Raw genomic sequence first — 25,451 nt, 5'->3', positions numbered from 1 at the left:
CCCAAATTCATGCTTCAACTCAGTAATACTAAAATTTTCACTTTTGCCACAGGAAATGAAACCCTTAGACGTCATCTAAAGGTACATGATTATCTCCTCTACATTTAGGCTCGAATCTTCTCCCTATATATATAGAGGAGGGTTTACGAGTCTAGCCTTAAGGTGTAGTCAAGCACAGTGATTAAAGGCAAGTGTAAGCAGCTTTGACTAAGTCGAATTTCGACAGCAAAATCAAAGCCTAAAATATCAGTTTTAAAGAGCAAAATCTTGCTTAGGTGCTGGTCGTAATTAGCTAGCCCTTGAGCCAAATTATGCTGCTCCAATTTAATCTGATATCGCTGTATATACCCTTTCAAAAGTAAAATCAAGGGTTTAGCAGAAATGTTTATATCTTAGATTGAGCTTAATCCTGTAGTTGCCCCAATACCTCAAAGGAACCTATGTTTTTTCACAAAAAAGATCCTGTTCATACCGTTCAGGTCAATGAGGCTGATCCTGTATTTGCCCAACTGCTGCTAGAGCAGTTTGGCGGGGCTACCGGCGAACTCACGGCTGCTCTTCAATACTGGGTACAATCTTTCCATGTCGAAGATCCCAGCATTAAAGACATGCTTCAGGACATCGCCATTGAAGAGTTTGGTCACCTAGAAATGGTGGGCAAGCTCATCGAGATTCATACCAAAGATTCTGATCAAACCCCGGCCTACAACAGCACGCTCTTTGCTGTACGCGGCATTGGGCCTCACTTTCTCGACAGCCAGGGCAGTAGCTGGACAGCCAGCTACATCAATGAAGGTGGGGATGTCGTCAGAGACCTACGCGCTAACATTGCGGCTGAAGCTGGCGCTCGCCAGACCTACGAATCCTTGATCAAACTAGCTACCGATGAGGGCACCAAAAAAACGCTCACCCATCTGCTAACTCGGGAAATTTCTCACACCAAAATGTTCATGAACGCTCTAGACGCCATGGGCAAATTGACTGACCCGATGTTTGGCAACATTCAGCCCGACGACACAGTAGAACTTTACTATAATCTCTCTACCGATGACAGCGGTAAAGATGAGCGTGGTCCTTGGAACTCTGAGCCTGACTTTAAATACATTGCTGACCCAGTTGCGTCTCGGAACTAAGGCTGAACTGATTTTCCTAGGGATGTTTACATCTTTAGGTAAAAATCGATAAGTCTACTCAATATGTTTCTAAATAATCTTCGGTGCTTTACCTAGCGCCGGAGGTTATTTTTTCCTTTTCATACTTTCTTGCTAGATATACAACAAAACAAAAGGAGCCACTAGTCAGCGACCCCTTCTATTTTGTTGAGCATTAGAGCGTGACGATCTCTGCTTTAGTAGCGAGGATTGTTGGTAGAACTTGTGGTTGTGCGATCGGTGGCGTAGGCGGTCCGGGTGTCATGATCGCGATCTTTCCCTTTCAGACCGGCTAGACCTGCTAGACCAAGAAGACCCAACCAGCCCCAATCAAAGCCGTCGTCACCATAGTCTTCAGTGGTTGTGGTTGTGGTACCAACTCCATCAGTCCCGGTTGCGGTACCAGTTTGACCAGTTTGAGCAGAGGCGGGCAGGGTAGAAGGCAGAACGGCAAGGCTCACGGCGAGAGCGCCAGTACCTAGCCAAGCAGCCAAGGATTTATTTTTCATGGAAGAAACCTCAAGAAATAGCTGTTAATGAAATGGAGCAACGCAGACTCGATATCAACGCAATAGATTGATACCTAATCTAAATTTCCTATACTGTTATGATATGTTTTTCTTCCTAACCTGTTACTTGCCTTTGGATGGAGATTGCCTCTACTTACTCTGACTTAAAAGGCAATAGTTTAATAGTTTTGGGCTCTATCCTTACTCATAGTTAATTAGGTGTCAAACCTATGGAAGAGCCCACATCTACACAGATGGTTCAGCACCTACAGCGGGCCAACCAGGTAGCTCAAGCGGCTGTGGCCCAAGGGCACCATCCCTTTGGGGCCATCTTGGTGGCTCCAGACCATGCCACTGTGCTGCTTGAGCAAGGCAACATAGACACAGTTAACCACGCCGAATTAACCTTGATGCGGCTGGCCTACGCTGAGTTTGAACCTGGTTTTCTGTGGGGCTGCACGCTTTACACGACCGTCGAGCCCTGTGTGATGTGTGCTGGGGCACAGTATTGGGCCAATGTGGGGCGGTTAGTCTATGGCATTACAGAAAGGCAACTGCTGGCACTCACGGGCAACCATGCCGAAAACCCCACGCTGGACATGCCCTGTCGGTATGTATTTGAGCGGGGGCAAAAGGCGATCGCTGTTTGGGGGCCAATCGCTGAAGTAGAAGCAGAAATCGTCGCCCTCCATCGTGGCTTTTGGAATGAGTAGCCCGATAGCTTTGGCAGAAATTTTGACTGAACAGAAAATCAAGATTTGGGTTCTAAGGTTAAACCTCTGAAGAATGCGTTGATCAGTCTCAACTGCCCGCTGCACTTCGTTTGTTATACAGCGGCGCGATGCGATAACTCCACTGCTCCTTCGTAATGCGCCAATCTACCTCATTCCAACCTCGCTCCGACATCCATGGGGAATCTGAACGAACAGCAACGACTTCTGCGCCCATCCACTCTGCCAATCGAGCGATTCGCTGATTTGCGCTTACGGTAGAACCAGAAATTACATCCAGCTTTAATTCCTGAAACCCAAAGTTGAGCAGGGCACGCCCCACTTCAATTGCATAGGCGTAGCGGCCCCAATAGTTAGGTGCAAGTTCGATTCCCAGTTCCATCTCACCAGCGGGGCACTGTGCTCCCCGCAGTCCGCAGCAGCCGACGAGCGCTTTAGGTTCTTGCTGTTGCACGATCGCGAGTTGGTAGTTGGTGCGGGGGCGATCGGCAGCCCAGCTCAGAAATGTGTCAAACAAACGTGTTGCCTGCTCGGCGCTAGTGTCACTTGGTTCGTAAAATGCTTGGCTGCGTGGATCGGCTTGATACTTTAGAAAGGAAGGCCGATCTAACTCAACAAAATCACGCAACAGAAATCTTCTAGTCACGATTTCCATATCAGCGAACCCAATATTAAAACTGTCGAAAACCGCAGGTTCAATATCGAGCGGGTTCGGGGCCGCCCGTCATGTTTTCCTTGCGCTTTCAGAAGGCAGGCTTTGCAGATGCAGCCTTAACCGCGGTGCGCCGCCTCGATCGCAGCGATGTTAATCTTTTTCATCTCCATCATTGCAGCGAACGCGCGCTGGGCAGCATCGGTATCGGCATCGGTGACCGCTTTGGTCAAGGCGATCGGCGTAATCTGCCAGGACAATCCCCATTTATCCTTGCACCAGCCACATGCACTCTCTTCGCCACCATTGCCAACGATCGCGTTCCAATAGCGATCGGTTTCTTCCTGGTCAGCGGTTGCGACTTGAAACGAAAATGCTTCGTTGTGCTTAAACACGGGTCCGCCATTAAGCCCAAGGCAGGGGATTCCCATCACCGTAAATTCGACCGTCAACACATCCCCTTTTTTCCCGGACGGAAAGTCTCCCGGCGCGAGGTGCACCGCGTCAACGGATGAATCGGGAAAGGTCTTGGCGTAAAACCGCGCCGCGTCCTCGGCGTCGCCATCGTACCAAAGGCAAATCGTGTTCTTTGCTGGTTTTACCATGTCACTTCTCCATCGTGATGGACCACCCAAAAACGGAGTTAAACGATGCGATCGCACCGAGAGCCATTGGCTTGGTTCACATTTCCGCATCAATAGGTGGCAATTTCATACCATTTCAGTGATGCTCCACTGCGCTTCGCACAGGCGGAATAACTTGCATTTAGCCTGCGCTCTCCGTACTCCGCATAACGCCCTTGGTCAGAGTGATTAGCCAAATCTTGAGTTGAAAACCGCCTTCGAGGGGGACGCTAGGCTAAGAACTGTACGGTGTAGCTTCCTAAAGTAAGGCGTCGTACAGATCTTGCTCTGCATGGTAGATCTCCAACGGGGTAGTGTGCAGATAATTCAGCAATTCTTCATTGCAGGTGGCACATTCTGGCTGCACGTTGGTTGGGTCGCTGCGTTGTAGGGGAACGGGGCTACCCATTTATCCAGGGGCAGACTACCCATTCATCCGGGGTTAATTCAGCAACGGCTTCGGCATTGTGGGAGATAGCAACCTTGCATTCACCCTCCCTCGGAGCCTGACATGACTACTACTGATGCAAATTCAACAGCGCTTAGCGCCCTATCCGCTGGGCTAGCGGATGCGGTGGCAGCGATCGCACCTACCCTCGTCGCCGTCAAAGGCCACCGCCGCTTTGCCTACAGCGGCATTCACTGGCAGCCGGGGGTGATTGTCACCGCCGACTATGGCCTCGGTCGCTCTAGCCGCCTCACTCTCACCCTGCCCGACGGCAACGTGGTCGAAGCTGAGGTGTCGGGCCGCGATCGCGCCCTCGACCTGGCCATTGTGCAACTCGATCGCACCGACCTGCCCGTGCCCACCATTAGCGACGGGGCCGCCCTCAAAGTGGGCCATGTGGTGCTCGCCGTCGGCCAGTCGTGGGACTACGGCGTTAGCGCCAGCTTGGGGGTAGTGGGCAACCTCGGTGGCCCGTGGCAAACATCCCAGGGGCGGGCGATCGATCGCCTGATTCGCCCCGATGTCAACCTCTATCCCAACCTGCTCGGCGGTGCCCTGGTGAATACGGCAGGGGAAGTGCTAGGCATTAACCTCAACGGCCCACGCAATCGGGTGGTGACGCTGCCCGCCGCTAACCTGACCCGCATCGTCAAAACCCTGCTAGAGCGCGGCAGTCTCAGCCGAGGCTATCTGGGGGTAGGGCTTCAACCCGTGGCTCTGCCCGAAAACCTACGGCAAACCCACCAGCTATCTGGGGATGTCGGCTTGCTGGTAGTCAGCGTCGATGCCCCAGGGCCAGCAGCCCAAGCGGGCCTGCTGATTGGCGATATTTTGCTGGCGGTGAACGGCCAGCCCGTCAGCAACTTACAGGCGGTCTATGGTCACCTAGACGCCAGCGCCATTGGTCAAGCGGTCTCACTGCACCTGCTGCGCGGCGGCCAGCCAACAGAACTCACCGTCACCGTAGGGGAACAGCCCCAGGGCGGTGCGCGATGATTGCCAACCTGCTAAATCACAATTTGGCCGCCATCTCTCACCGCGTTAGACAATCTACCGTGCTCATTCAAGGCCCCGCTGGTGAGCTGGGCTCTGGGGTGATTTGGGATGCGTCGGGCCTGATCATCACCAATGCCCATGTGGTGAACCAGCGCCGAGCCTGGATTACCACGGCCGAGGGTCAGCGGCTCACGGCCCATCGAGTCGGCCACAGCAAACAGCTAGATTTGGCCGCCCTCAAGGTTGAATCAGCGGGCCTGCAAGCCGCCGACTTGGGGAATGCCAGCAAACTGCGGGTGGGGCAAATGGTCATGGCGGTGGGCAATCCAGAGGGGCATGTAGGAGCGACATCTCTGGGCATTGTGGCAGCCAAACCACCCATTCCGCGCTGGGTACAGGCCGATATTGCCCTGGCACCGGGCTACTCGGGTGGCCCCCTGGTGACCCTGGCGGGGGAGGTGGTTGGCATCAATACGCAAATTGCCGCAGGCCGAGGCTACGCCATCCCCACTGCTTTAGTGCAACAATTTTTAGCTTCTCAGCAGGAGCAACCCTACCTAGGCATCACCGCCCAACCCAACTCAGAATCGGCGGGCTGGACAGTGGCCCAAGTGGAGGCAGGCAGTCCGGCGGCGCGTTCGGGGTTGGTGGCGGGCGATACCATCCTCGGCATCAATGGGCGGCTATTTCGACAGCCCAGCGACTTGCGCGATTGGCTAGATTGTTTGGTACCCGACCAAACCCTGGCCCTCCAAGTCAGTCAAGGCGGGCAGTCAATCGTGTGTACCCTCACGGTGGGTCGTCCACCCGTTCAGGAGCAGGCGGCATGAAGCGGGTGCTGATTATCAGCCCATCGGCCATTACCCAGGCGGGGTTGAGCTCCATTATTGCTGAAGAGAGCGCCGCCGATACCGATGGCTCTGCCAATCGCTGGCAGGTTGTAGGGGCCGCTGCTCAGCCTCTTTCTAGGGAATGGGCCGCCGACTGTGCCCTGGTGAGCTGGCCCATGGTTGGCGACGGACTGAGCGATCTAGACCTGGTCAACGACCTGGCAATGCCGGTGGTCGCCCTGATCGATGCCTGGAGCGATGTTGCCCTGCTCGAACTTTTGCAGGGTCGGATAGGGCTATTGCCGGGGCAGGCCAGCGGTGCCGAAATCGTGGCGGCCTTGGATGCGGCGGTGGCCGGTCTAGTTGCCGTTCATCCCAGCTTGCTAGACAGCCTGCTGGCGTCAACCGAGTCGCTCCAAGCCACCGCACCCCCTCACCAGACTGAGGCCCTCACCCCACGGGAGGTCGAAGTGCTAACGATGCTGGCAGAGGGGCTGAGCAATAAGGCGATCGCCCGCCGCCTGCACCTATCAGAGCACACGATCAAATATCACACCAGCGCTATCTTTTCGAAGCTCAACGTGTCGAGCAGGACGGAAGCGGCGATCGCCGGAGCGCGGGCGGGGTTCATTCTTTTGTAGGCAAAAATACGATAGATTATGCATCCCGTTGCGTCTTTTTACAGTTTGGCGATTGCCCTAAACAAAGTGCTTTACTAGTAAGTAGACCAGCCTTTCCCTGTAGCTCTAGAAACTAAGGTTTTTACCTAGCCTTTCTGCGTCAATTTAAGTTGGCGAGAGCACCATGAGCGCCGAAATCATTGATGCGCTTAAAAACACCCCAATTCCGACTATTTTAATTTTTGCCGGATTGTTTTTTATACTCCTTGCCTTTGTCAGCAAAGTGGGTGGCGTAATTGAGGTGCAGCCCGCTCAGCAAAAGTGGTCAGCACCCATAGGGCTTGCCCTGCTTGCGGCTGGACTAGTTCTTGCCTTAAATACTCCCCCTACGACAAACTCTTCTAGTAACGAATCTTCACCCTCGGCTACCTCAGTAGTGCCTCCCCCGCCTATAAGCTGTGCGGCTCTACTGAGTCAGGGTAAAACTTTGACTTGGAGTACACGAAATCTTGGTAAGGCTGACAATAGCGGGACGCTGCAAATTGTGAGCGCAAACGCTGAGGAAAAGAGATGGGAAGGCGATCAGCTTACTAAAGCTGATGGATCTATTTTTCGGGTTTCGGGCAGTTTTGATGGATTTGAAATGACTATGGATCACCCTACCGAACCCGAAGTTTGGTTCGGTAGATGCGGCAGTAGTGAGATTAAGGGAGTGATTAAAACCACCTATGAATCTCAATTGACATTTGAAATGAAGAAGCAATAATTTGTCCTGCCAAGATAGGTCTTGCATGGCCCTCAGTCTACCAATTAGGGGAGATCCATCAACCGTAGACGAAGCGGCTTAAGTAATGTTCTAACGCTCCAATAGCTGCTGGTAAATATCGCAGTGGCGATCGGTAATGCCTTCCCAGGTAAACGCCTGCACAAATTCATGGCCAGCGGCGGCCAACCGCTCTTGCTCAGCGGGGTTATTTAACAGAGTTGAAATAGCCTCGGCTACGGCATCACCGCTGCGCGGAACGACGGGGGCAATTATCCGGCGATCGCACAGCACGGCGTCGGTTTCAGCGGTGCGGGTGGCGATGGTGGGCAGTCGGTGGGCCAGCATCGCCAGCAGCGAGCCACTTTTGAGCGTAATGCCGGGGGTGAAGGGCAGCACCCCCAGGTCAGACCCGGAGAGGTGGCGGGAGGCGGTTTCGGCCTCCACATAGCCCGTGCAGTGCACGAAGTCGGTGAGGTGCAAGTCACGAATTTGAGTTTGCACCTGCTGCCAAAAATTTTCGGCGTCTTGGCCGTTAAGCGAGAGGGTTTCTACCCCGCCGATCAGCAGCAGCCGGGCCTGGGGATGGCGATCGCGCACCTGCCGAAAGCCTTGGAGCAGGTAGGTCAAACCTTTGACCGGATGCAAAAAACCAAAGAAAGCAATCACCTGAGCTTCCTGAGGCCAGTCGCGCTCGTGCCGAAGCTGCGATCGCGCCATTGCCCGATCTACCGGCGCCACTGTCAGGTTGGCGGCGATAGGGACTGTGACCATGCGATCGCGCAGCGTCGGCAAGCGCTCCTGCATAATGCCGGTAATATTCTGGTTAGTGGTGATAATGGCATCGCTGCCGGTGAGCAAAAAGCCGTCTTCGCGGTCCCACCAAGTGCGTTTTTGCCCCCACTCCTTGACGCGCTCTAACCAGCTCGCCGGAAACCACTTGGGCTGCCACTCCCACCATCCATACTCGTGGGCCGTGGTGACGATGGGGCGTCTGTAACCTGCTCGCCGCAGCAGCAGCGGCAGCAGAAACACCGGGCGCTCAAACCGGTAGCTGCCCGCCGCGTGCTGAATGTGCAGAATGTCGGTGGGGGTAGACAAAATTGTTTGCACCAGGGGCAAAAGCTGGGGCAGGCCCCAGTGAGTGAGCGCTCCCTGCACGGCGGGATCGGCCACGGCCAGCGCTGAGTCGTGGGTCGTGAGCACGGTACTGGCCGCATGGCGTTGATTGAGATGCGATCGCAGGTTGGCCAAGTAGTCGGCCACCCCATCCTGATCGGGGCGATAGCTGCCAGAAACAAAGGTAATGTGCATAGTTCAAACGTCAAGATTCAGCAAAGCCAGCCCCGCTGCCACCACATTCTCCGGTGCAATATCCAGGCATTCCAGCTCGTAGGGGCAGGTAAAGGCATAGCAGGGGCTACAGGGGGTGGGGCGGCGCAGCAATTGGGCGCGGGTCTGTCGCGGCTGCCACTGCCGTTCAAGCTCAGTGCCCGCAAACAAAATCACGCTGGGGGTTTGGGTGGCGTCGGCAATGTGCATAGTCGAGGTGTTGTTCGAGAGCAGCAGCCGGGCCTGGGCCACCAGCGCCACCAGATCCTCCAGGGAGGTCTGGCCGATCAGGTCGATGGCGTGAGGGCCGAGGGTGTCGAGTAGGGAGGCAGCAGCGGCGCGGTCTTTGGCAGTGCCGGTGACGACTACGGGCCAGCCAGTTTTGTCGGCCAGGGTGCGGGCGGCGATCGCAAACCGCTCTAGGTCATACATGCGCGACGGGCAGCTGGCCCAAGGGTTGAGCAGCAGGTAGGGAACGGCAGGGACACGGGCAGACGGAGGAATGGCGATCGAAAGGTGGCGATTTTGCACCTCAAATCCAGCAGTCTCCACCAGTCGCAAATTCCGCTCCACTTGGTGCAGGTCGCTGGGAAGATCAGCAATGCGTTGGGTGAGACATTCCCCCGTTTCCTGCGACGCGCCCAGCCGCAGAGGAATGCCCGCTATCTGGCAAATTAGGGCGGCCGGATGCGGGCTTTGCTTAAAACTGGTGAAAATAATTGCCCCGTCAAACTGACGCGACTTGAGGGTGTCGATCAGAGCCCAGTCTTGCTCCACATCCCCTGGGGGCTGGCCCAGCGCCTGCCACAAAACACGCCAGGGCAGCACGTCATCGACCCAGGGCAACAGCGGCCCAGCCATTGCCCCAGCCGGGCTAGCCATTAGGGTCAAGCGCGTGTAGGGACTGGTTTCCTTAATGGCCTGGAGCGCTGGCGCTGTCATGAGCACGTCGCCAATGTTGTCGAGCCGGAGAACGAGCAGGTTGCGAGCGTTCAGCCAGGGGGAGAAGGGTAGGGGGTGGGGGTTAGGGAGTGAGACTGGTGGTGAATTCTGCCAACTGGATTCGCCAACGCGCAGCATATCTATAGGAGAAGCGTTGAGGTTTGGGCGTTGGGCGACGTGGTTGCCACCGGTCCCCACCTCGCCCAACGCCTTGGGTATAGTCTGCGAGGAGCTACAGTTTTCAAAGTTCCTCTGCACTGAGAGATTTGGGGAGCCTATCCGGTCTGAAGCGTTTACTGAGTCATTCCCCCCTTTAACCAGGACAAACTCGGCACTTCGCGCCCCCTCATTCCCGAGTCCCAAAATTTCATCGATCGCCCCTGCAACCTGCTCTGGAGCTATCAAATTGACGCAGGTATCCCAAACAAAGGGACAGGTGCCGCTATACCAGCAGGCCTGCTCGGTAAAGTTGGCGATGTTGCGTTCTGGACAAGAGGAATAGCCCTGCAAATTGATGTGAGGGGCAGGCTGACCATAGCGACCCTGCCAGGCCGGGCCAAACAGAGTGACAGTGGGAGTGCCCACGGCAGCAGCGATGCGGGCCGGGCCGGTATCGACGGCCACTATGCAATCTAGCTGAGCAAAGAGCGCCGCCAGATCGCGCAGCGATCCCCTAGGCCAGAGGGTCGCGTCCTCAAGCTGATCGACGATCGCCTGGGCCTGCTTGGGGTCAGCGCCCGCTGGCACAATCAGGCTGGCCCCATAGCGCTGGTGCAGCAACCGGCCCAGGGCCACAAATTGATCGGGTGACCACTGCTTGATGGCCATGCCCGCATCAGGGTAGAGAGCAATTCGGGGATGCCTAAGGGAGCGTAACTGGGCCTGCACCCGATCGCATTCCTCAGCAGTAGGGTACAGACGGGGATGGCGGTGTTCCCTAGCGGCGGCCGTAATCAGGCCTTCGTGCTGAAGGATCTGGAGCATGCGATCGCTCACTCCTTGGTCTGACGGTGGGTTTCGCCACAGGTTCGTCACCGTTTGCGGTGCCCCACTCTGGCACACCAGATCGGCAATGCCGTCGTAGGTGGTGTCGGTCACCACCAAGTCGTAGGGCGATCGCAGCGCCTCTGCCACGGCCTGCCGCGCTTGGCCCGCTGGAGCCCGCAAAACCCGATGCACCTGGGGGTGGTGATGCAGCAAACTGTCCCCCGGCGCAAAGGTCAGCACCGTCATGTGGGCCTGTGGGTGAGATGCCGTCAGCGCTTGAATAGCAGGCAGAGCAATTAAGACATCGCCAAGGCCCCCAAGCAGCTCAATAAAGAGGATCTGGGTCATGGAGAAAAGGCGAGGAGTGGAGCAAGGCTTGGGGTTGCGGCGCTAATCGGTGTCTGACTAGACGCAAAACCAGTTGGGCTGAGTTGAAATATCTTTTCAACAAAATATTGGCGTAGGTCAAAATCTGCATCTTTCCTAGGGGAGGGCCTAGGAAAAAATGGGCATACGGGTATCTGGGCAGAAGGGAGTAGGGGATCCGATCCGGAACCTGTAATTTGAATGATGCTTTGCTTCAGCGGGGTCTTTACGATCAAGAGAGATTAGTGATTCTCTGTCGTTCTTACCGAACTGTTTTGACCCAATCGATCATAACCGCACCCACTGTTGAGAGCACCCAACCGGTAGCCATCGACGTCGCCTCTCGCCGCCGTCGATGGCTGCCAGAGCAGGTTTTATTCACCCCCGCCGCCCTAGACGAGCCTTGGGGACAGCAGATTTTAGAGCGCGTGCAGGCCCTCGATCTGCCCGTGGAATATCTCAAGCAAAACCGTCTGACCGGCCTGCGGGGAGACACCGAGCGCGAGACCTATACGATCGCAAAGCGCACCCTGGCCGTAGTCACCGCCCCAGTTAGCCAGCTCAAGCTAACGCCAATTCCGCCCTCAGCCGACTGGCAGTTTCATTTGGCCCAGGGTTGCCCAGCCCACTGCCAATACTGCTACCTAGCGGGTAGCCTTCAGGGGCCGCCCGTGATTCGTGCCTATGCCAACCTGCCGCAGATCTTAGACAACCTCAAGCACTACGAGAACCCCGATCGCCCTACCACTTACGAGGTCAGCTGCTACACCGACCCCCTAGGCATTGAGCACCTCACTGGTAGCCTGGCGGAGTGCATTCGCTACTTTGGCACCCGCGATCGCGCTCACCTGCGCTGGGTCTCCAAGTTTGATCAGGTAGACGACCTGCTCACCCTGCCCCACAACGGCCACACCCGCTGCCGCTTCAGCATCAACGCCGCCTCAGTTTCCCGGCTGCTAGAGGGGGGCACGGCCTCGGTGACCGAGCGGTTGCAGGCCATTCGCAAGCTAGCTCTGCCGGTAGAGCAGGGTGGCGGCGGCTACCCAGTGGGGCTAGTGATCGCCCCCATCATGCCCACTGAGAACTGGCAAGACGAGTATAGCCAGCTGCTCGAGGCCGCCGCCAACGCCCTCGACTTTGACTGCGACCTCACCTTCGAGCTGATTTCTCACCGGTTTACCCCCGGCTCTAAGGGTGTGCTAGAGCAGTGGTACCCCAACAGCAAGCTCGACCTAGACGAGTCAACCCGCACCACCAAGCGCAACAAGTTTGGCGGCACCAAGTACGTCTACGAGCGCGACACCATGACCGAGCTGCGCACCTTTTTTGAAGGAGCGATCGCGCAGCGGTTTCCCCAAGCCAAAATTCTCTACTGGACTTAGTAGGTTGCTAAGCCAAAGATGAAAGGTTAGTGGGGGTATAGGGTCCAGGGTGTAAGGCTCATGACCTGCCTTGAGCCTTACACCCTGGACCCTATACCCTTAGAGCGGCAGCAGGTTGGGGGCGTTCTGGCTGCGATCCTGTAAAGTCGTGGGCAACTCCTGGTGGTAGGCCCCCGAAGGCAGCACCCCACAGCCGCCGTAGCGCTGCATTACCCGCTGCTGGCTCAAGACATCTTCACCACAGGCCTCAGAGGGCAGGTCTTGCCAAAAGCTAAAGCCCCCAGTCGCCAGCAGTTTAGCCCGGTTAAATAATATGCAGCCCGCTACCCAGGCCACATGGTAGGGGCTGGGGCGGTGGGGAGTTAGACCAAACCGTTGCTGAAGGTGGTAGGGGTTGGCGGCATTATGGAGCCGCCAGCGTTCCCATTCGGGGGTATCTTGGCGCAGGGTTTCGGGCTGTACGGGACCTTCCCAAAAAGTTAGGGACTGGTGCTCATCGGGGCGCACATCGTCGATGTAGCTTAGGCCGATTGGCGGGTTGCCTACAAAGCCACAGCTCTCTCGCTCAATGGTGTTGAGCAGAAGTTTGAGCACCCACGGCTCTAGCAACACATCGTCGTCGAGAAACAGCACGTAGGGGGCCGTCGCCTGGTTCAGCAAGAAATGCCGCTGTTCGGCAATGCCCCGCCGGGGCAAGTGTTTGAGAATCTGAACTGGGGTGTGGTGGGCCGCCAGCACCCGCGCTACCGCCTGCAGCGTGCCGTTGTCAGCCACATCGTGATCTTCGCTCTGGTCAGACACAATAACCTGAAAATCTCTGTAGGTCTGTGCGCACAGGCTAGTCAGGGTAACGGCCAGAGCATCTGGTCGATTGTAGGTGGGAATCAGAACGTCGATGGTGGGCATGGCAGGGGTAGGGGTGAGGGGGCAGGGGGACTTGTCGGTCAAAATCCCCCAGATAGAGCGTTATACAGGTTTAGGCTTTGCAGCCGTAGGGTGGGCATCGCCCACCTAAAACTTGGAGCGGGTGTACAGCGCTAAGGGAAGTCGATGCCTAAGCGCTGTACGCCCAAGGGCTTACTTAATCGACTTGACGGTCTTGTTTTTGAGTCCTTCGCGGCCGTGGCGTAGATCAGACAATTGACCGGCGGGCTCGCGTTTGAGTTCGTCGGGAACCTGATCGCCCACGGGCCCTTTGGCGACGGTCACACCGCCGTCGGCCAGCCACAGCGCACCGGTAACGTAGCTGGCTTCATCCGATGCCAAAAAGGCGTAGACGTTGGCCATTTCTTCTGCCGTGCCCCGCCGCCCCATCGGGGTTGCCTGAATCAGGGTTTCCTCCATTTGCTCATCCATGGGGCCGGTTTCTTTGTGGGTCCAGGCGGTGTCGATCGCACCGGGGCAGACGCAGTTGGCCCGCACGCCGTGCTTGGCCTGCTCCACCGCGACACCCTTCATAAAGGAGTGCACCCAGCCTTTGGTGCCGCCGTAGACAGCGTTTTGGGCCAGCCCGTTAAACCCGGCCTCTGAGCCCGCCGACACAATATTGCCGCGACTCTCTTGCAGGTAGGGCAGGGCAGATTTGGTCATCAAAAACGCCGAGCGAATATTCATCTGAATGGTGCGATCGAACAGATCGACCGGATAGTCTTGGGTTTCAGCGGTGACTAAAAATACCCCGGCGTTGTTGACCAAAATATCGAGCTGGCCAAAAGCGTCGATCGCCGCCTGCACACAAGCTTCAGCCTCTTCGGTTTGGGAGACATCGCCTTTGTAGGTCACGACCTCGGCACCGTGCTGCTGAATGGCTTGGGCAACATCCTCAATCGGGTCGTCGGGCAGGCCGTTGATTAAAACCTTGGCCCCTTCGAGGGCAAATTTGTAGGCGATCGCTTCGCCAATTCCGGTAGCGGCTCCGGTAATCACGGCCACTTTGCCGTCTAGACGTCCTGTCATGGGTTAATCTTTAAATCCTGTAGGGGGCACTCCTTCAGGATTTAAAGAACCGATCGGATTGCCCTCTGTTAGAGGTGAGATTCAGCTGCCGCTCTTTCATTTTGAAGACTGAAAATATTCCTCAACAAATCAATTTTGTTGGTCTCGTTTCCTTTGAACCAACTGACAAAATCCGTTGAATTGGCTCCCTCGATAGACGTAGGCATTCGGCAAAATCGCTAATCTCCTAAAGTAAATGCAGGAGATTTTCTATGGCACAACCCATCGGCAAGACCTACTGGGCGATCGCAGAGGGCTACATCCCCCCTGATGACACCGACCGGCCGCCCGAGTTTGTCAGCCATGAGACCGCCTGCCTACTCAATACCTCTGACCAGGAAGCCCATGTGCAGATTACGCTGTATTTTAGCGATCGCGAACCCGTTGGCCCTTACCACATCGTCGTAGCTCCTCGGCGTACTAAGCACGTGCGGTTCAATGACCTGAAAGACCCTGCGGTGCCTCGGGGCACCGAATACGCCAGCACGATCGCCTCAGATGTGCCCATTGTGGTGCAGCATAGCCGGCTCGATTCTCGCCGGTCAGACATCGCGCTGCTCAGCACCATAGCCTATGCGGGTTGAACCTCGGCTAGGGCTAGGGCTGGGCCGGCTCCGAGGAATGATTCGCTAGGCAGAGTCCCCAGCGGCAGCAGATCTAGCACCGCTGCCACCACCGCTGCCGGTTCCACCAGGCGCAAGCAGTTGTGGTGCCCCTCGGGGCAAATGCTGCGGTAGCAGAGGCGGCAGGGCACATCGTGAAACAGTACCCGGTGGGGCACCTGCCAGGGAGTGTGTTGCAGGTTGGTCAGGGCGTAGAGATCCACGACGGGGGTGCCCACGGCGGCAGCAATGTGGACGGGGCCGGTGTTGTTTGAGAGCAGCAGGGGCGCGGCGGCGAGCAGGGCCGACAACTCCGCCAGGGTGAGTAACCCCACCAGGGAGTGAGACGGGGCGACCATCTGGCTGCGAATGCTTTCGACCAGCTCCCCTTCGTCAGCGGTGCCGGTAAAGATAACGGCAATGCCCTGGTTGACGAGCGATCGCCCCACCTCGGCAAACAGCTCCGGCGGGTAGCGCCGGGAGGGGGCCGAGACCCCAGGGTGCACCACAATCCAGGGCTTGGCAGGGCTTAGCCCCAGGTTTTCTAAAAGGTTAGAAACTCGCTGGTGAGCTGCCCTCGGCACCGTCATCTGCAATCGTTCATCGGCCGTGCGATAGCCCACGCTGGCGACGAGATCGAGCTGGCGCTGCACCTCGTGGCGAGTTAGCTCAGGCTCGGGGTCGCGAATGGTGTCGGTGAGCAGCTGATAGGGGTTTTCGCGGCAGTGGGCCAGCCGCAGGGGAATGTCGGCCATGTAGGCCATAAAGGCCGTGGGCAAAGGGTTTTGGCTATAGACAGTGAAAATAACGGCGGCGTCGAACTGGCGCGATCGCAGCTCCTCGATCACTGCCTGCTCAGGCTGGCTATTTTGGCGCGGGGCCGTAGCCTTGAGCCAGGGGGCATCGTAGACCCAGACATCATCGACCATCGCTAGCTGGGGAGCCAAGGCCGCCCCGGCCGCCGAGGTCATCAGCGTCAGTTTGCTGTCGGGCCGAGTGGCCTTGATCGCCGCTAGGGCCGGGGTGGTCATCAGCACGTCCCCTAAGCTATCGAGGCGGACGCAGAGAATGTTTTGGGCCGTACTCCAGTCCATCAAGCCTCCCTCGGTGCGGTGCGAATCTGCTGAATCAGGTTCGTGGTAGAGCGATCGCCTAGGTAAGGCAAAATCACCACCTCACCGCCCAGCTCCTCAATCAGGGGAGTTTCGGGCAGCGAGTGACGGGTGTAGTCGCCGCCCTTGGCATAAACATCGGGGCCAATCAGGCGAATCAGTTCCCGAGGCGCCAGGTCGGCAAAGGGGACGACATAGTCGACGCAGCCCAAGGCGGCCAGCACAGTCAGCCGGTCGGCCAACCCATTCACCGGGCGAGAGGGCCCTTTGAGCTGGCGAATGCTCTCGTCGGTATTCACCCCCACGATTAGCACGTCTCCCAGGGCCTTGGCCTGCTCTAGGCAGGTGACGTGACCCGAGTGCAAAATGTCAAAGCAGCCGTTGGTGAACACAATTCGCCGACCCAGGGCGCGCTGCTGGGCCACCACCGAGGTCAGCTCCGCCGGGTCGGCAATGCGCTTATTGCCCTCTGCCAGGGAGCGGCGCAGAGTGAGGGGGTCGCAACGCGTCGTCCCTGGCTGGGTAACGATGATCCCCGTGGCGGTCGCCGCCAGCGAGGCCGCCCCGTGGGGGTCAGCTCCGGCGGCCAGGGCCAGGGCCAGGGTGGCAACGTAGGTGTCACCGGCCCCGGTGGCGTGGGCGCTGGGGGCCGGGTTGGCAAAGGTGCGAGCGGGGTCAGCTACCGTTCCCGCGTCATCCTGCAAAAAGATTAGGGCTCCGTCGCGATCGAGCGTGATGGCCGCCATTTTGGCCCCGGTAGCCGCCAGCACCCCCTGGCCATGGCGGGTCATTTGCTCAACCCGCTGCGCCCCAGATAGCCGGGGCAGATTGAGCAGAGCGATCGCCTCGTCGTAGTTGGGTTTGACCGCCGTCACCCCCAGAGCTGCGTAGGTTTTCAGCCGCTTTGAGTCGGCCACCAGCAGGCGAGTGTAGCGCCCTTGCAGCCGCTGCAAATGGAGAATGACCCGGGGCGTGAGCACCCCATAGGCGTAGTCCGAAATCACCACCGCATCGCAGAGTGGAAACTGCCGGTTGAGCTGCTCGATCAGCCGATCTTCTTCAGTGGGAGAAATTGCCGCCGTGCTGCCCTGGTCGAAGCGCACCAGCAGCTGGTTGTCGGCCAGCAGGCGCTGTTTAACTAGGGTCTGGCGATCGCGCGATCGCACCACGCCCTCGAGCTGCATCCCAACCCGCTCCAGCTCCGCACAGAGCTGGCCGCCCGGGGCGTCATCCCCGATTACCGTCAGAAAGTGGGTGTTGCCGCCCAGGCTGGCCACATTGGCCGCCGCGTTGGCCGCCCCACCGGGCACATGCTCGGCCTCCATCACATCGACAATTGGCACTGGCCCCTCGCGGCAGAGGCGAGTGGTGGCCCCTTGCAGGTAGCTGTCGAGAATGGCATCGCCAATCACCAGCACCCGCAGGCGGGGAAAGCGATCGATCCAACTAGGGAAACACTGGGTCTGGACGTCTGGAGTAGGCATAGCTCTGCTGAAGAATGAGGTCGGCAGCTTGGTCAAAGGTCTGAGCAATCTGGTGGGGCACCCGCCCCGGCGTCAATATCCACTCGGTCTCGTTGCCGTTGTCAATTAAAACGGTGCGACACCCGGCCCGCCGCCCCGCTTCCACATCGTTGAGAATGTCTCCCACCATCCAGGAGCAGCCCAGGTCAAGCCCCAGGTCAGCTTGGGCCCGCAGCAGCATGCCCGGCTCAGGCTTTCGACAGCTGCAGCTCACTCCATAGCCCGCCACACTGCCTTGAGAATGGTGAGGACAGTAATAGAAACCCGCGATCGGCACCCCCAACAGCTGGCGTAAGCGGCGCTCCATAGGGGCGATCGCCGCCTCCGCAAAATATCCCCGCGCCACCCCCGACTGATTAGTTACCACCACCAGGGCAAACCCCGCCTCGTGCAGCCGCTGCACCCCAGTCGCCACCCCAGCACACAGCCGCATCTGCGCCGGGTCAACGTTATAGGGCACGTCTTCGAGCAAGGTGCCATCTTTGTCAAGAAAAATCGCGGGGAGCATGGGAGGGGGGGGGTGGATGGGTAGGCGGGTGGGAGGGTGGATGAGTGATGGAGTGGGAGGGTGGGAGAGTAATGGAGATAAGAAAGGTGAGGAAGTGGGTGGATGCAGGGCGATAAGAGAGAAGGTGACTAACTAGATAGGGAGCAAGCCGTTGCGAAAGTCATCACCCTCCTATCCCCTACCCATCTACTCATCCACCCTCCTACCCTCCCACTCCCCTATTCCCCTACGGCCACGAAGTCTCCTTCATCGGCAGCACCATCATCTCCGAGATCACCGTGCCGGGGGGCTGCATCAGCAGGTAGCGGATGGTCTCAGCCACATTGGCGGGGTCTTGTAGGGTGGTCTGGTCGATGTCGGGGAAGCGCTCTAGCAAAAACGGGGTGCGCATGCCGCCGGCAATCAGAGAGGTAACTTTGATGTTGTGAGGTCGTCCTTCCACGTGCAGCGCTTGAGAGAAGCCCAGCAGGCCCCATTTGCTGGCGTGGTAGGCGGAGGCGTTGGCCCAGGCCCGTTTGGCGGCAGTGGAAACAATATTGATAATGTGGCCGCCTCCGTTTTCGCGCATGGCAGGAAAAACGGCTTTAGACATATAAAACGGGCCGTTGAGGTTGACGTTAATTACCTGCTGCCACTGGTCGTGGGTCAGGTCTTCTACCGATTCGGTGACGTCAATGCCAGCGTTGTTAATCAGCACGTCGATGCGGCCGTAGCGATCGAGCACCTGATCGAGCAGAGCGGCGGCGCTAGCAGGGCTGGTGACATCCAGGTTGAGAGCCATAGCGCTACCGCTAGAAGCCTCAATTTCCTGGGCAAGGCCGGTGGCCAACTCGTGGCGCAGGTCAGCGACGACCACGTTCAATCCGGCAGCGGCTAGGCATTGGCAGGTGGCCGCTCCTAGGCCCCGCGCCCCGCCGGTGACGATCGCGACTTTGCCGTCTAGAGAAGGGATGGAATTGGCTGTTTTAGTCAGGGTTTGCATGCTGATTCCTAGTTAAAAAATACTGTGTTGGAAAGGGAATTGGGTGGTCTCAGCCGCTCTGGCTGGCCGAGACCGACGCGGTGGGACGAGGGGTCTCGATCGCCTTGGCGGGGGGGACGCTCGCCAGCGATCGCTGGATAGGGCGGTCCGATCGCCGCAAATCGTCCTCAATCCACTCGCAGATCAGGTGCAGGGTTAAAATCTGCACCTCCTGAATGCGTTGAGGATCGGGGCTGGGTACGCAGATCGCCTCATCTACCAGAGGCAGTAGGTCACCGCCACTGCCGCCCAGCAGCCCAATGCAGTGGACGTTGCGGGTTTTGGCCGCAGCCACCGCCTCGATTAAGTTGCGGGAGCGGCCGCTGGTGCTGATCACCACCAGCACATCTTCAGGCTGGGCAAAGGTAGACACCTGGCGGGCAAAGATGTCGTTATAGCCCACGTCGTTGGCCCAGGCGGTGAGCAGGGCGGTGTCGGCGGTCAGGGCCATCACCGGCAGCCCGGCCCGCTGCTGGCACTGAAAGCGGCCCACTAGCTCGGCGGCAAAGTGTTGGGCATCGGCAGCGCTGCCCCCGTTGCCGCACACCAGCACCTTGCCCCCGCGGCTAAAGCACTGGCTGAGCCGACGCGACACCGCCAAAATATCGCCGCTGAGCAAGCGGCGCGACTGGCGCAGGGCCAAAATCGCGGCGTCAAAGCGGGCTTCCATCTGAGCCAGATCGGCCTCGGTGGTGTCTACTGAAACGTCTGGGGCAGCGGTTTTAGCCAGGACAGACTCGTAGATCGAGGCTAGGGCGCTAGCCACCTTAGGCCAGGTGAACTGGCGGGTCACGTGGCGCAGGGCCTGCCGCCCAAACAGGTTGAGCACGTCGGGATGCCGGTAGAGAAAGGCGATGCGATCGCACAGCTCCCCCGCTGCCTTGGGCGACACCAGGTAGCCCGTCTCCCCATCCCGCACGGTGAACTTGATCCCCCCCACGTTGGAGCCGATCACGGGGGTGCCGCAGGCCATCGCCTCCAGCGGAGTGATGCCAAAGGGTTCGTACCAGGGGGTGGTCACAAACAAATCGGCGGCGCTGTAGAAATACTTCAGCACCTCTCGCTCCCGCTGGCCGACAAAGGTGACTCGATCCTGGAGGCCCAGCTTTGCCGTCAGCGCCTGCAACCGGCCAATTTCGGGCGTTTTTTCAGGGTCAGGCAGCGGCGATTCGCCGCCCACCACCACCAGCCGCGTGGGCAGATCTTGCTGGGCCAGCATGGCGATCGCCTCAATCACCGTATCGACCCCCTTGCGCGGCACCATGCGGCCCAGCTGGAGCACCACCCGCTCCTGCATCGACAGCCCCAGGGTTGCCCGCGCCTGGGCTTTGGGAACCGGCCAAAACTCGCTCAGATCGACGCCGCAGGGCACGATGTGAATTTTGTCGGCCTTAGCGCCGTAGAGCTGAATCAGGTCGTCGCGATCCTGGGGGCATTCGGCCACAATGCCGTCCGCTGTTTCCACCACCTGCTCTTCAACGGCGAAGCGCTCATTGGGAAACCGGTCGGCCTGCCCCTGGTGCCGCCGCCGCACCTTGCCCAGGGCGTGAAACGTAACCACAAACGGAATTCCCAGATGCTGTTTCACCTGGCTGGCCACCAAGGCCGACATCCAAAAATTGGCGTGGATCAGGTGGTAGCCCTCATTCTGCCGCTGCTGTCGCCGGGCAAAGGCTAGCACGTAGCGACTAAAACTTCCCATGTGGGGCAGCAGGTCTTCCTTAGGCACCGGCTCCGGCGGCCCCGCCGGCACATGGATAATGCGAATGCCGTTGTGCCACAGCATCAGCTCCGGCAGGGCCGCGTCATCGCGGCGGGTGAAGACATCCACCTGGTAGCCCAGGGCCGCCAGCTGTTTGGCCGTTTGACCCACATAGACATTCTGTCCACCGCTGTCGGTGCCGCCAAAGCTGCCCAGGGGCGAGGCATGTTCACTGATGATGGCAATCCGCTTAGTCATAGGGTTTGAGAGTGAGGGTGAAGAATTTAGGGTTCGAGGCAGAGGCAAAGGGGGGCGGTAGGGTGGGCAATGCCCACCGTTCCTATGGCAGGGGAGAGGGTTGTTTAATGTGGCGTTTCACTTAGCTTGCGGGGCTAGATTAGGGCCGGGGCGCGGTGGCTTTGGCGATCGCGCCCCAACTCCAGCGCTTCAGCAAAGGCAGCATTCCAGTCCTGCACAAATCGCGGCATGTTGAACCGGGCCATGCCCGCCCGCTGGGCTCCCTGGCTCAGGCGCTGGGCCAGGGCCGGGTCGTCGATCAGCTGCTGCATGCGGGGCACCAGGGCTGCCGGGTTGGTGTCGATGTAGCCCGAGACGCCGTTTTCAACCACCATGGCTAGCTCTGTGGTGGCGAGCCCTACCACCGGCACCCCCAAGCACATCGCTTCGCACACCGCCAGACCCAAACTGGTATAGCGAATTGGGTGAAAGAAGAACCGATAGCGGGCCACCAGCTCCGGCAGCGCGGTATGGTCCACTTCGCCCAGACCGCCCAAGCTCTCGGCATCCATGCCCACCAAGTCGAGAGGCACCTGCTGACGCACCTGCTCAAACACATCGGCCCCCAGGCGGCGACCGCGCGATCGCAGCCCGTTAACCACCACAATGCCCCTCGGAATCTCGCCCGAATAGCGCACGCCCTCGGGTACCATCACGCCATGTTCAACCACCCGAGTTGGTGTAGAGCCACAGTCCCACATCAGCTGGTTAAAGGCCGTCACATGCACCAGCAGCAGGTGAGGATCGTCCACCACATGGCGAGTGTCTGTGGGCTGCTGCCGAGGCGGGTCGTGCTCTAAAAACAGCTGGGGCAGCTGCCGTTGCTCTGGGCTGAGCAGCTCGTACTGATCTTCCTGGTAGTTGCGGGCCGACTGAAACAAAATGCAGTCAAACTCCTGGTGCTGCACAGCTTCGGCCGGAATATCGTGGACGTTGCTGCCCCAGTCAAACCCCGGCAGCCGCCCGCCGTAGCCCTCCGGAAAGCCCGGTTTGGTGGGCAAGTAAAAGTCGTGGGGGGCCTGGGTTAGGTAGTAGAGATAACTACCGTGTACGTGCCAGGTGAGAATTCGCAGTCGTCGCATGGGAAGAAAACTTGTGTTGTAGGAATTAGCGGAGTGCCGAGGCCAGCGATCGCCCGCTCCCCCTCAGCAGGACCGCCAAAGCGTCGTCGTCTTGGTCTGGCGTCGCACAGCGGTTCAGCACCTGCCCCCCAAACTCGCTAGACCGGCCGATGCGAATCGGGATGCCCGCCAAATAGCAGAGGTAGCCCAGGGTGTAGGGAGACTGCCCCGGTGCCGTGAGAATTATGGCCGCGTCAAACCCACCTTGGCGCAACCAGCCAATCGCCTGCTGCCAGTCCACCAGCGTCGCCTCATCGGCGCTCAACCAGCTTGCGATTTGGCTAGATTCAACCACCGTCAGTTCGGCCTCGGGGAACGTGGTTCGCAACTCCAGCAGCGCACTGCCCCCACGAATGTTGAGAACCAGGACCTTTTGCCGTTGAGCGGTTGTTTTAGCGGGCATAGCACACCTCTGGTAGGAGTTGAGACTGAGCGTTGAGGAGCGATCGCGCCTGAGCCAGCACCGCCCAAGCGGTAGCCGCTCCAGTCTGACGGCTGTCAACGATACGGTGGCGGCCCTGTTCCAAACCCTTCCCTGAAGCGCTGTTGCTGGGAGCCCAGCGCTCTACCTCTGAGTTGCTAAACACCACCACGCTCGGCACCTTGAGCGCGGCCCCCAGGTGTGAAATGCCGGTGTCGTTGCAGATCAGTAGCGCCGCTTGCTGCAGCAGCACTGCTAACTCCCCCAGGGCTGTACAACCAGCCAAATCAAGCGATACAGCCCCTACAGCGGCACAGATCTGTGCGGTCAGCCCCCGCTCAGCATAGGTGCCCGTCAGCACAATGCGGTAGCCCTGGTTCGCCAGCGATTGAGCGACCTGAGTGAACCCGTCAATCGACCAGCGGCGATCTGCGCTATTTGCCCCCGGATGCAGGCAGATGTATTGGCCTGAGGACAGGTCGTGGGACTTTAGTAGCTGTAGCCCCGCCTCATACTCATCCTCTGACAGCGGAAACTCCAGTTCTGGGCGCTGCTCCGGCAGGCCCAAAAACTCCGTCAGCCGCAGCAACCGATCGGCCTCTGATCCCTGCTGTGGATAGGGCAAAAAGTAGCGGGGATCAGGACAAAATTGACCTGGCAGATAAAACCCCGCCTGCTGTCTGGCCCCCAGCAGCGCGAGAAAAGAATTAATCGAGCTGCCGTTGCCGTGGAGTTGCAACACCAAATCGTAGTGCTGGCACTGGATCTGCCCTAAAAATTCAACTGTCTTTTGTGGGCTCTGCCAGCCCTCAGGAATGCCAGGGAAACCTGGAAACGGCAACCAATGATCAATCAGATGGTTAAATCGCTGGCTAAACCATTCCGTTCCGGGTAACCCCAGCCAGGTGATTTTGGCAAATGGGTATGCCGATCGCAGCGATCGCAGTGCCGGCACAGCACAAAGCAGATCTCCCAGGCCGGGTAAAGAACGCACGACTAAAATGTGAGCAGTCAGCGGTATTGGGAGGCGACAGGTCATGCGCCGACCTCTTAACAACTATGAAAGTCATGCTAGGGATGTTCAAATATCACCGCATTGGACATTTGACAAAACAATTCTGGTATCTAGGCTAGGCATTTTGTGCACTTGCACAATCAGTCAACAAAGCAGTTTCAGTTATCTTCAAATCCCCATATTTTTTAAGGCACACATATTCTTACCAATCTTTCGAAATATTCCTTTGGATAGATGCTAAAGCAGAACCTTGAAACGACTCTAAGTATTAACTACAATCAATTTTAGGTCTGAGCCGATTCTGCTAGCTAATGTTCACGACCAACTATTTAATTATTTCTAAAGATGCGATCGGCTTCAAAAAAGCGATCGCTAAACAGCCCTGTGAAGTGAGAAATATTAGGCAATGAATGAAAAACTTTTGGCTAGCCGGGATTTGTGATTGCCAGCCGTGTAGTTAAAATTCTCACTTCAGAAATAACAGAAGGTTTGATTGCCTGAGTGCTCAAACCGTTTTGCGGTGCCAATATTTGTACAGTTGATAGAGCGTCTAGGAACCTTACGCATTGCGTTAGCTGTGTCAAAAACATTTGAACATGTTGCCCATGTAGTTGCTAAACAGCTGTCGTCGCTCCTGCAAACAGCCGTCTTTGTTAGTGACTCAAATCAAAACTTGGTAGCCAGTCGGCAGTTCCATCGACACCATCGCTTTGATAGAAAAAGCCACCGCGATCGGGCCTCATCTAATCAATACTTAAGTCTGCCGCTCTACGTACACGACCAAGTAGGGGAAGTCAAGATTGAACAGGGGATGGATGGTGAAGTGCTCTCCCCTAAGCATGCCCGCGCTTTTCTAGATTTGCTAGTGAGTCAACTGGCTGCTGCTACTTTCCCACAGCAACAAGTTTATAAGAATCAAGTCATTTCGAACTTGCTCAAAGGCCGCATCACTGAGGAAGACACGGTTCTTCAGCAGGCCAACCTGTTGGGTATTGATTTGACTCCCCCTAGAGCCGTGATTTTAGTCGATGCTACCGATGCCATGCTGTCCATGAGCCGAGCCCTCGACGAAGCTAACCCCAGCCAGCAGCGTTGCTCTCAAGCCATTGTCAACAGCATCGTCACATTCTTCAACCTGCCCGACGAAACTATTTGTGCCGATCTAGGGGGCGGCCAATTTGCTGTGCTCAAAGCTAGCGACAGCAAAAATCTGAGCCCCTGGGCCGGTCACGACACCGCCACCCGTGGCGATAGCTTAGGCTGCTCTTGGACCAACTTAGAGGCACTCAAACGGGCTGGCGATGCCCTCCTGATGCGGCTGCGAGAAGAAACGGGCACCACCCTCAGCGTTGGCATTGGTCGCTATCATCCCGGTTTGCTAGGCCTGGCGCGCTCCTACCAAGATGCCCAGGTTGCCCTGCGGCTAGGACGGCAGTTTGACGGTCACAACCGGGTTTACTGTCTAGATGATTTGGGTATTGCCGCCTTTGCCTGTGTTGCTGACGAACGCACCAAGGTAGGACCTGGCCCTACATTTGCTCAGTCCTTTAGACAATGAACCCGAGTTAATCAATACTCTAAAGGTTTTCTTTTCTGAAGACTGCGCCCCAATCACGACGGCAAAGCGGCTTTGCATCCACCGCAACACCCTCACCTACCGCCTGGAAAAGATCACCTCCCTAACAGGGCTTGACCCTCGCCGGTTTGACGAGGCTGTGCAGATTCGTCTGGCGCTACTGCTCCAGGAGTTTCAGGGAATTTGAATAGGGTGCTGATTGTGGCCGTTTGGTAGAAATACTGCC

The 25,451-nt window shown here is 57.8% G+C and carries 26 protein-coding genes; 10 read left to right on the top strand and 16 right to left on the bottom strand.

Features of this window, described 5'->3' with window-relative positions:
• Positions 1 to 440 precede the first annotated feature (440 nt).
• Entirely contained in the window at positions 441 to 1,133 is a 693-nt protein-coding gene (locus NC979_RS11415) for a manganese catalase family protein (RefSeq protein ID WP_190520714.1), read from the top strand.
• A 215-nt stretch (positions 1,134 to 1,348) separates the two neighbouring features.
• Here NC979_RS11415 and NC979_RS11410 read toward each other — a convergent pair whose 3' ends face one another.
• Positions 1,349 to 1,660, bottom strand: a complete 312-nt coding sequence (locus NC979_RS11410; RefSeq protein ID WP_190520712.1) for a WGxxGxxG family protein — start codon at positions 1,658 to 1,660, stop codon at positions 1,349 to 1,351.
• 230 nt (positions 1,661 to 1,890) lie between these two features.
• Here NC979_RS11410 and NC979_RS11405 point away from each other — a divergent pair, with 230 nt between their 5' ends.
• Entirely contained in the window at positions 1,891 to 2,373 is a 483-nt protein-coding gene (locus tag NC979_RS11405; protein ID WP_242024074.1) for a nucleoside deaminase, read from the top strand.
• 88 nt (positions 2,374 to 2,461) lie between these two features.
• On the opposite strand, the gene NC979_RS11400 is transcribed toward NC979_RS11405, so the two are convergent.
• From NC979_RS11400 to NC979_RS11390, 3 genes are all read right to left on the bottom strand, one after another.
• Positions 2,462 to 3,046, bottom strand: a complete 585-nt coding sequence (locus NC979_RS11400; RefSeq protein WP_190520710.1) for a GNAT family N-acetyltransferase — start codon at positions 3,044 to 3,046, stop codon at positions 2,462 to 2,464.
• A 116-nt stretch (positions 3,047 to 3,162) separates the two neighbouring features.
• Positions 3,163 to 3,648 (bottom strand): VOC family protein, encoded by a 486-nt coding sequence (locus tag NC979_RS11395; RefSeq protein WP_190520708.1) that lies wholly within the window; start codon positions 3,646 to 3,648, stop codon positions 3,163 to 3,165.
• 277 nt (positions 3,649 to 3,925) lie between these two features.
• Positions 3,926 to 4,075, bottom strand: coding sequence for a hypothetical protein (locus NC979_RS11390; RefSeq protein WP_190520706.1), 150 nt, complete (start codon positions 4,073 to 4,075; stop codon positions 3,926 to 3,928).
• A 102-nt stretch (positions 4,076 to 4,177) separates the two neighbouring features.
• Between NC979_RS11390 and NC979_RS11385 the strand changes: the two genes are divergently transcribed.
• The 4 genes from NC979_RS11385 to NC979_RS11370 all read left to right on the top strand — a co-directional run bounded on the left by NC979_RS11385 (position 4,178) and on the right by NC979_RS11370 (position 7,326).
• Entirely contained in the window at positions 4,178 to 5,110 is a 933-nt protein-coding gene (locus NC979_RS11385) for a S1C family serine protease (protein WP_190520704.1), read from the top strand.
• Entirely contained in the window at positions 5,107 to 5,940 is an 834-nt protein-coding gene (locus tag NC979_RS11380; RefSeq protein WP_190520702.1) for a S1C family serine protease, read from the top strand. The genes NC979_RS11385 and NC979_RS11380 overlap by 4 nt, the downstream gene beginning before the upstream one ends.
• On the top strand, positions 5,937 to 6,581 hold the full coding sequence (locus NC979_RS11375; RefSeq protein WP_190520700.1) for a response regulator transcription factor: 645 nt from the start codon (positions 5,937 to 5,939) through the stop codon (positions 6,579 to 6,581). The genes NC979_RS11380 and NC979_RS11375 overlap by 4 nt, the downstream gene beginning before the upstream one ends.
• A gap of 163 nt (positions 6,582 to 6,744) precedes the next feature.
• Positions 6,745 to 7,326: a hypothetical protein gene (locus tag NC979_RS11370; RefSeq protein ID WP_190520699.1), complete on the top strand. Its 582-nt coding sequence runs from the start codon at positions 6,745 to 6,747 to the stop codon at positions 7,324 to 7,326.
• Between the two features lie 90 nt (positions 7,327 to 7,416).
• Here the strand turns inward: NC979_RS11370 and NC979_RS11365 are convergent, their stop codons facing one another.
• Positions 7,417 to 8,637: a glycosyltransferase family 4 protein gene (locus tag NC979_RS11365; protein ID WP_190520697.1), complete on the bottom strand. Its 1,221-nt coding sequence runs from the start codon at positions 8,635 to 8,637 to the stop codon at positions 7,417 to 7,419.
• Between the two features lie 3 nt (positions 8,638 to 8,640).
• Positions 8,641 to 10,932 carry a glycosyltransferase family 9 protein gene (locus NC979_RS11360; RefSeq protein WP_199308901.1) on the bottom strand — a complete coding sequence of 764 codons (2,292 nt, stop codon included), beginning with the start codon at positions 10,930 to 10,932 and terminating at the stop codon, positions 8,641 to 8,643.
• Positions 10,933 to 11,225: 293 nt separating this feature from the next.
• Here NC979_RS11360 and NC979_RS11355 point away from each other — a divergent pair, with 293 nt between their 5' ends.
• Complete coding sequence (locus NC979_RS11355; RefSeq protein ID WP_242024073.1) at positions 11,226 to 12,332, top strand: spore photoproduct lyase family protein; 1,107 nt, start codon at positions 11,226 to 11,228, stop codon at positions 12,330 to 12,332.
• 99 nt (positions 12,333 to 12,431) lie between these two features.
• Here NC979_RS11355 and NC979_RS11350 read toward each other — a convergent pair whose 3' ends face one another.
• Positions 12,432 to 13,280 carry a glycosyltransferase gene (locus NC979_RS11350; protein WP_199308900.1) on the bottom strand — a complete coding sequence of 283 codons (849 nt, stop codon included), beginning with the start codon at positions 13,278 to 13,280 and terminating at the stop codon, positions 12,432 to 12,434.
• 129 nt (positions 13,281 to 13,409) lie between these two features.
• Positions 13,410 to 14,288: an SDR family NAD(P)-dependent oxidoreductase gene (locus tag NC979_RS11345; protein WP_190520695.1), complete on the bottom strand. Its 879-nt coding sequence runs from the start codon at positions 14,286 to 14,288 to the stop codon at positions 13,410 to 13,412.
• Positions 14,289 to 14,539: 251 nt separating this feature from the next.
• Here NC979_RS11345 and NC979_RS11340 point away from each other — a divergent pair, with 251 nt between their 5' ends.
• Positions 14,540 to 14,911, top strand: coding sequence for a sensory rhodopsin transducer (locus tag NC979_RS11340; protein WP_190520693.1), 372 nt, complete (start codon positions 14,540 to 14,542; stop codon positions 14,909 to 14,911).
• Here NC979_RS11340 and waaF read toward each other — a convergent pair.
• The 8 genes from waaF to NC979_RS11300 all read right to left on the bottom strand — a co-directional run bounded on the left by waaF (position 14,899) and on the right by NC979_RS11300 (position 23,673).
• On the bottom strand, positions 14,899 to 16,023 hold the full coding sequence (gene waaF / locus NC979_RS11335; RefSeq protein ID WP_190520691.1) for a lipopolysaccharide heptosyltransferase II: 1,125 nt from the start codon (positions 16,021 to 16,023) through the stop codon (positions 14,899 to 14,901). The two genes, NC979_RS11340 and waaF, sit on opposite strands and share 13 nt — an antisense overlap.
• Positions 16,023 to 17,525, bottom strand: coding sequence for a D-glycero-beta-D-manno-heptose 1-phosphate adenylyltransferase (gene rfaE2, locus NC979_RS11330; RefSeq protein WP_190520690.1), 1,503 nt, complete (start codon positions 17,523 to 17,525; stop codon positions 16,023 to 16,025). The genes waaF and rfaE2 overlap by 1 nt, the downstream gene beginning before the upstream one ends.
• A complete protein-coding gene (locus NC979_RS11325; RefSeq protein WP_190520688.1) occupies positions 17,488 to 18,072 on the bottom strand; it encodes a D-glycero-alpha-D-manno-heptose-1,7-bisphosphate 7-phosphatase in 585 nt (194 codons plus the stop codon). The genes rfaE2 and NC979_RS11325 overlap by 38 nt, the downstream gene beginning before the upstream one ends.
• Positions 18,073 to 18,298: 226 nt before the next feature.
• Positions 18,299 to 19,054 (bottom strand): SDR family oxidoreductase, encoded by a 756-nt coding sequence (locus tag NC979_RS11320; protein ID WP_190520686.1) that lies wholly within the window; start codon positions 19,052 to 19,054, stop codon positions 18,299 to 18,301.
• 49 nt (positions 19,055 to 19,103) lie between these two features.
• Positions 19,104 to 21,053: a glycosyltransferase gene (locus tag NC979_RS11315; RefSeq protein WP_190520684.1), complete on the bottom strand. Its 1,950-nt coding sequence runs from the start codon at positions 21,051 to 21,053 to the stop codon at positions 19,104 to 19,106.
• Between the two features lie 134 nt (positions 21,054 to 21,187).
• Complete coding sequence (locus NC979_RS11310) at positions 21,188 to 22,174, bottom strand: glycosyltransferase (RefSeq protein WP_190520682.1); 987 nt, start codon at positions 22,172 to 22,174, stop codon at positions 21,188 to 21,190.
• A 25-nt stretch (positions 22,175 to 22,199) separates the two neighbouring features.
• Positions 22,200 to 22,616: a glycosyltransferase family 9 protein gene (locus NC979_RS11305; protein WP_190520680.1), complete on the bottom strand. Its 417-nt coding sequence runs from the start codon at positions 22,614 to 22,616 to the stop codon at positions 22,200 to 22,202.
• On the bottom strand, positions 22,606 to 23,673 hold the full coding sequence (locus NC979_RS11300; protein WP_190520678.1) for a glycosyltransferase family 9 protein: 1,068 nt from the start codon (positions 23,671 to 23,673) through the stop codon (positions 22,606 to 22,608). The genes NC979_RS11305 and NC979_RS11300 overlap by 11 nt, the downstream gene beginning before the upstream one ends.
• Positions 23,674 to 24,226: 553 nt before the next feature.
• Between NC979_RS11300 and NC979_RS11295 the strand changes: the two genes are divergently transcribed.
• Together NC979_RS11295 and NC979_RS11290 are read left to right on the top strand one after the other, a co-directional pair.
• On the top strand, positions 24,227 to 25,207 hold the full coding sequence (locus tag NC979_RS11295) for a PucR family transcriptional regulator (RefSeq protein ID WP_199308899.1): 981 nt from the start codon (positions 24,227 to 24,229) through the stop codon (positions 25,205 to 25,207).
• Positions 25,185 to 25,412: a PucR family transcriptional regulator gene (locus NC979_RS11290; RefSeq protein ID WP_199308898.1), complete on the top strand. Its 228-nt coding sequence runs from the start codon at positions 25,185 to 25,187 to the stop codon at positions 25,410 to 25,412. The genes NC979_RS11295 and NC979_RS11290 overlap by 23 nt, the downstream gene beginning before the upstream one ends.
• Positions 25,413 to 25,451: the final 39 nt, after the last annotated feature.

The sequence above is a fragment of the Leptolyngbya subtilissima AS-A7 genome (assembly GCF_039962255.1).
In the GTDB taxonomy this organism is placed as follows: domain Bacteria; phylum Cyanobacteriota; class Cyanobacteriia; order Phormidesmidales; family Phormidesmidaceae; genus Nodosilinea.
This window is presented reverse-complemented; position numbering and strand designations above follow the sequence as displayed.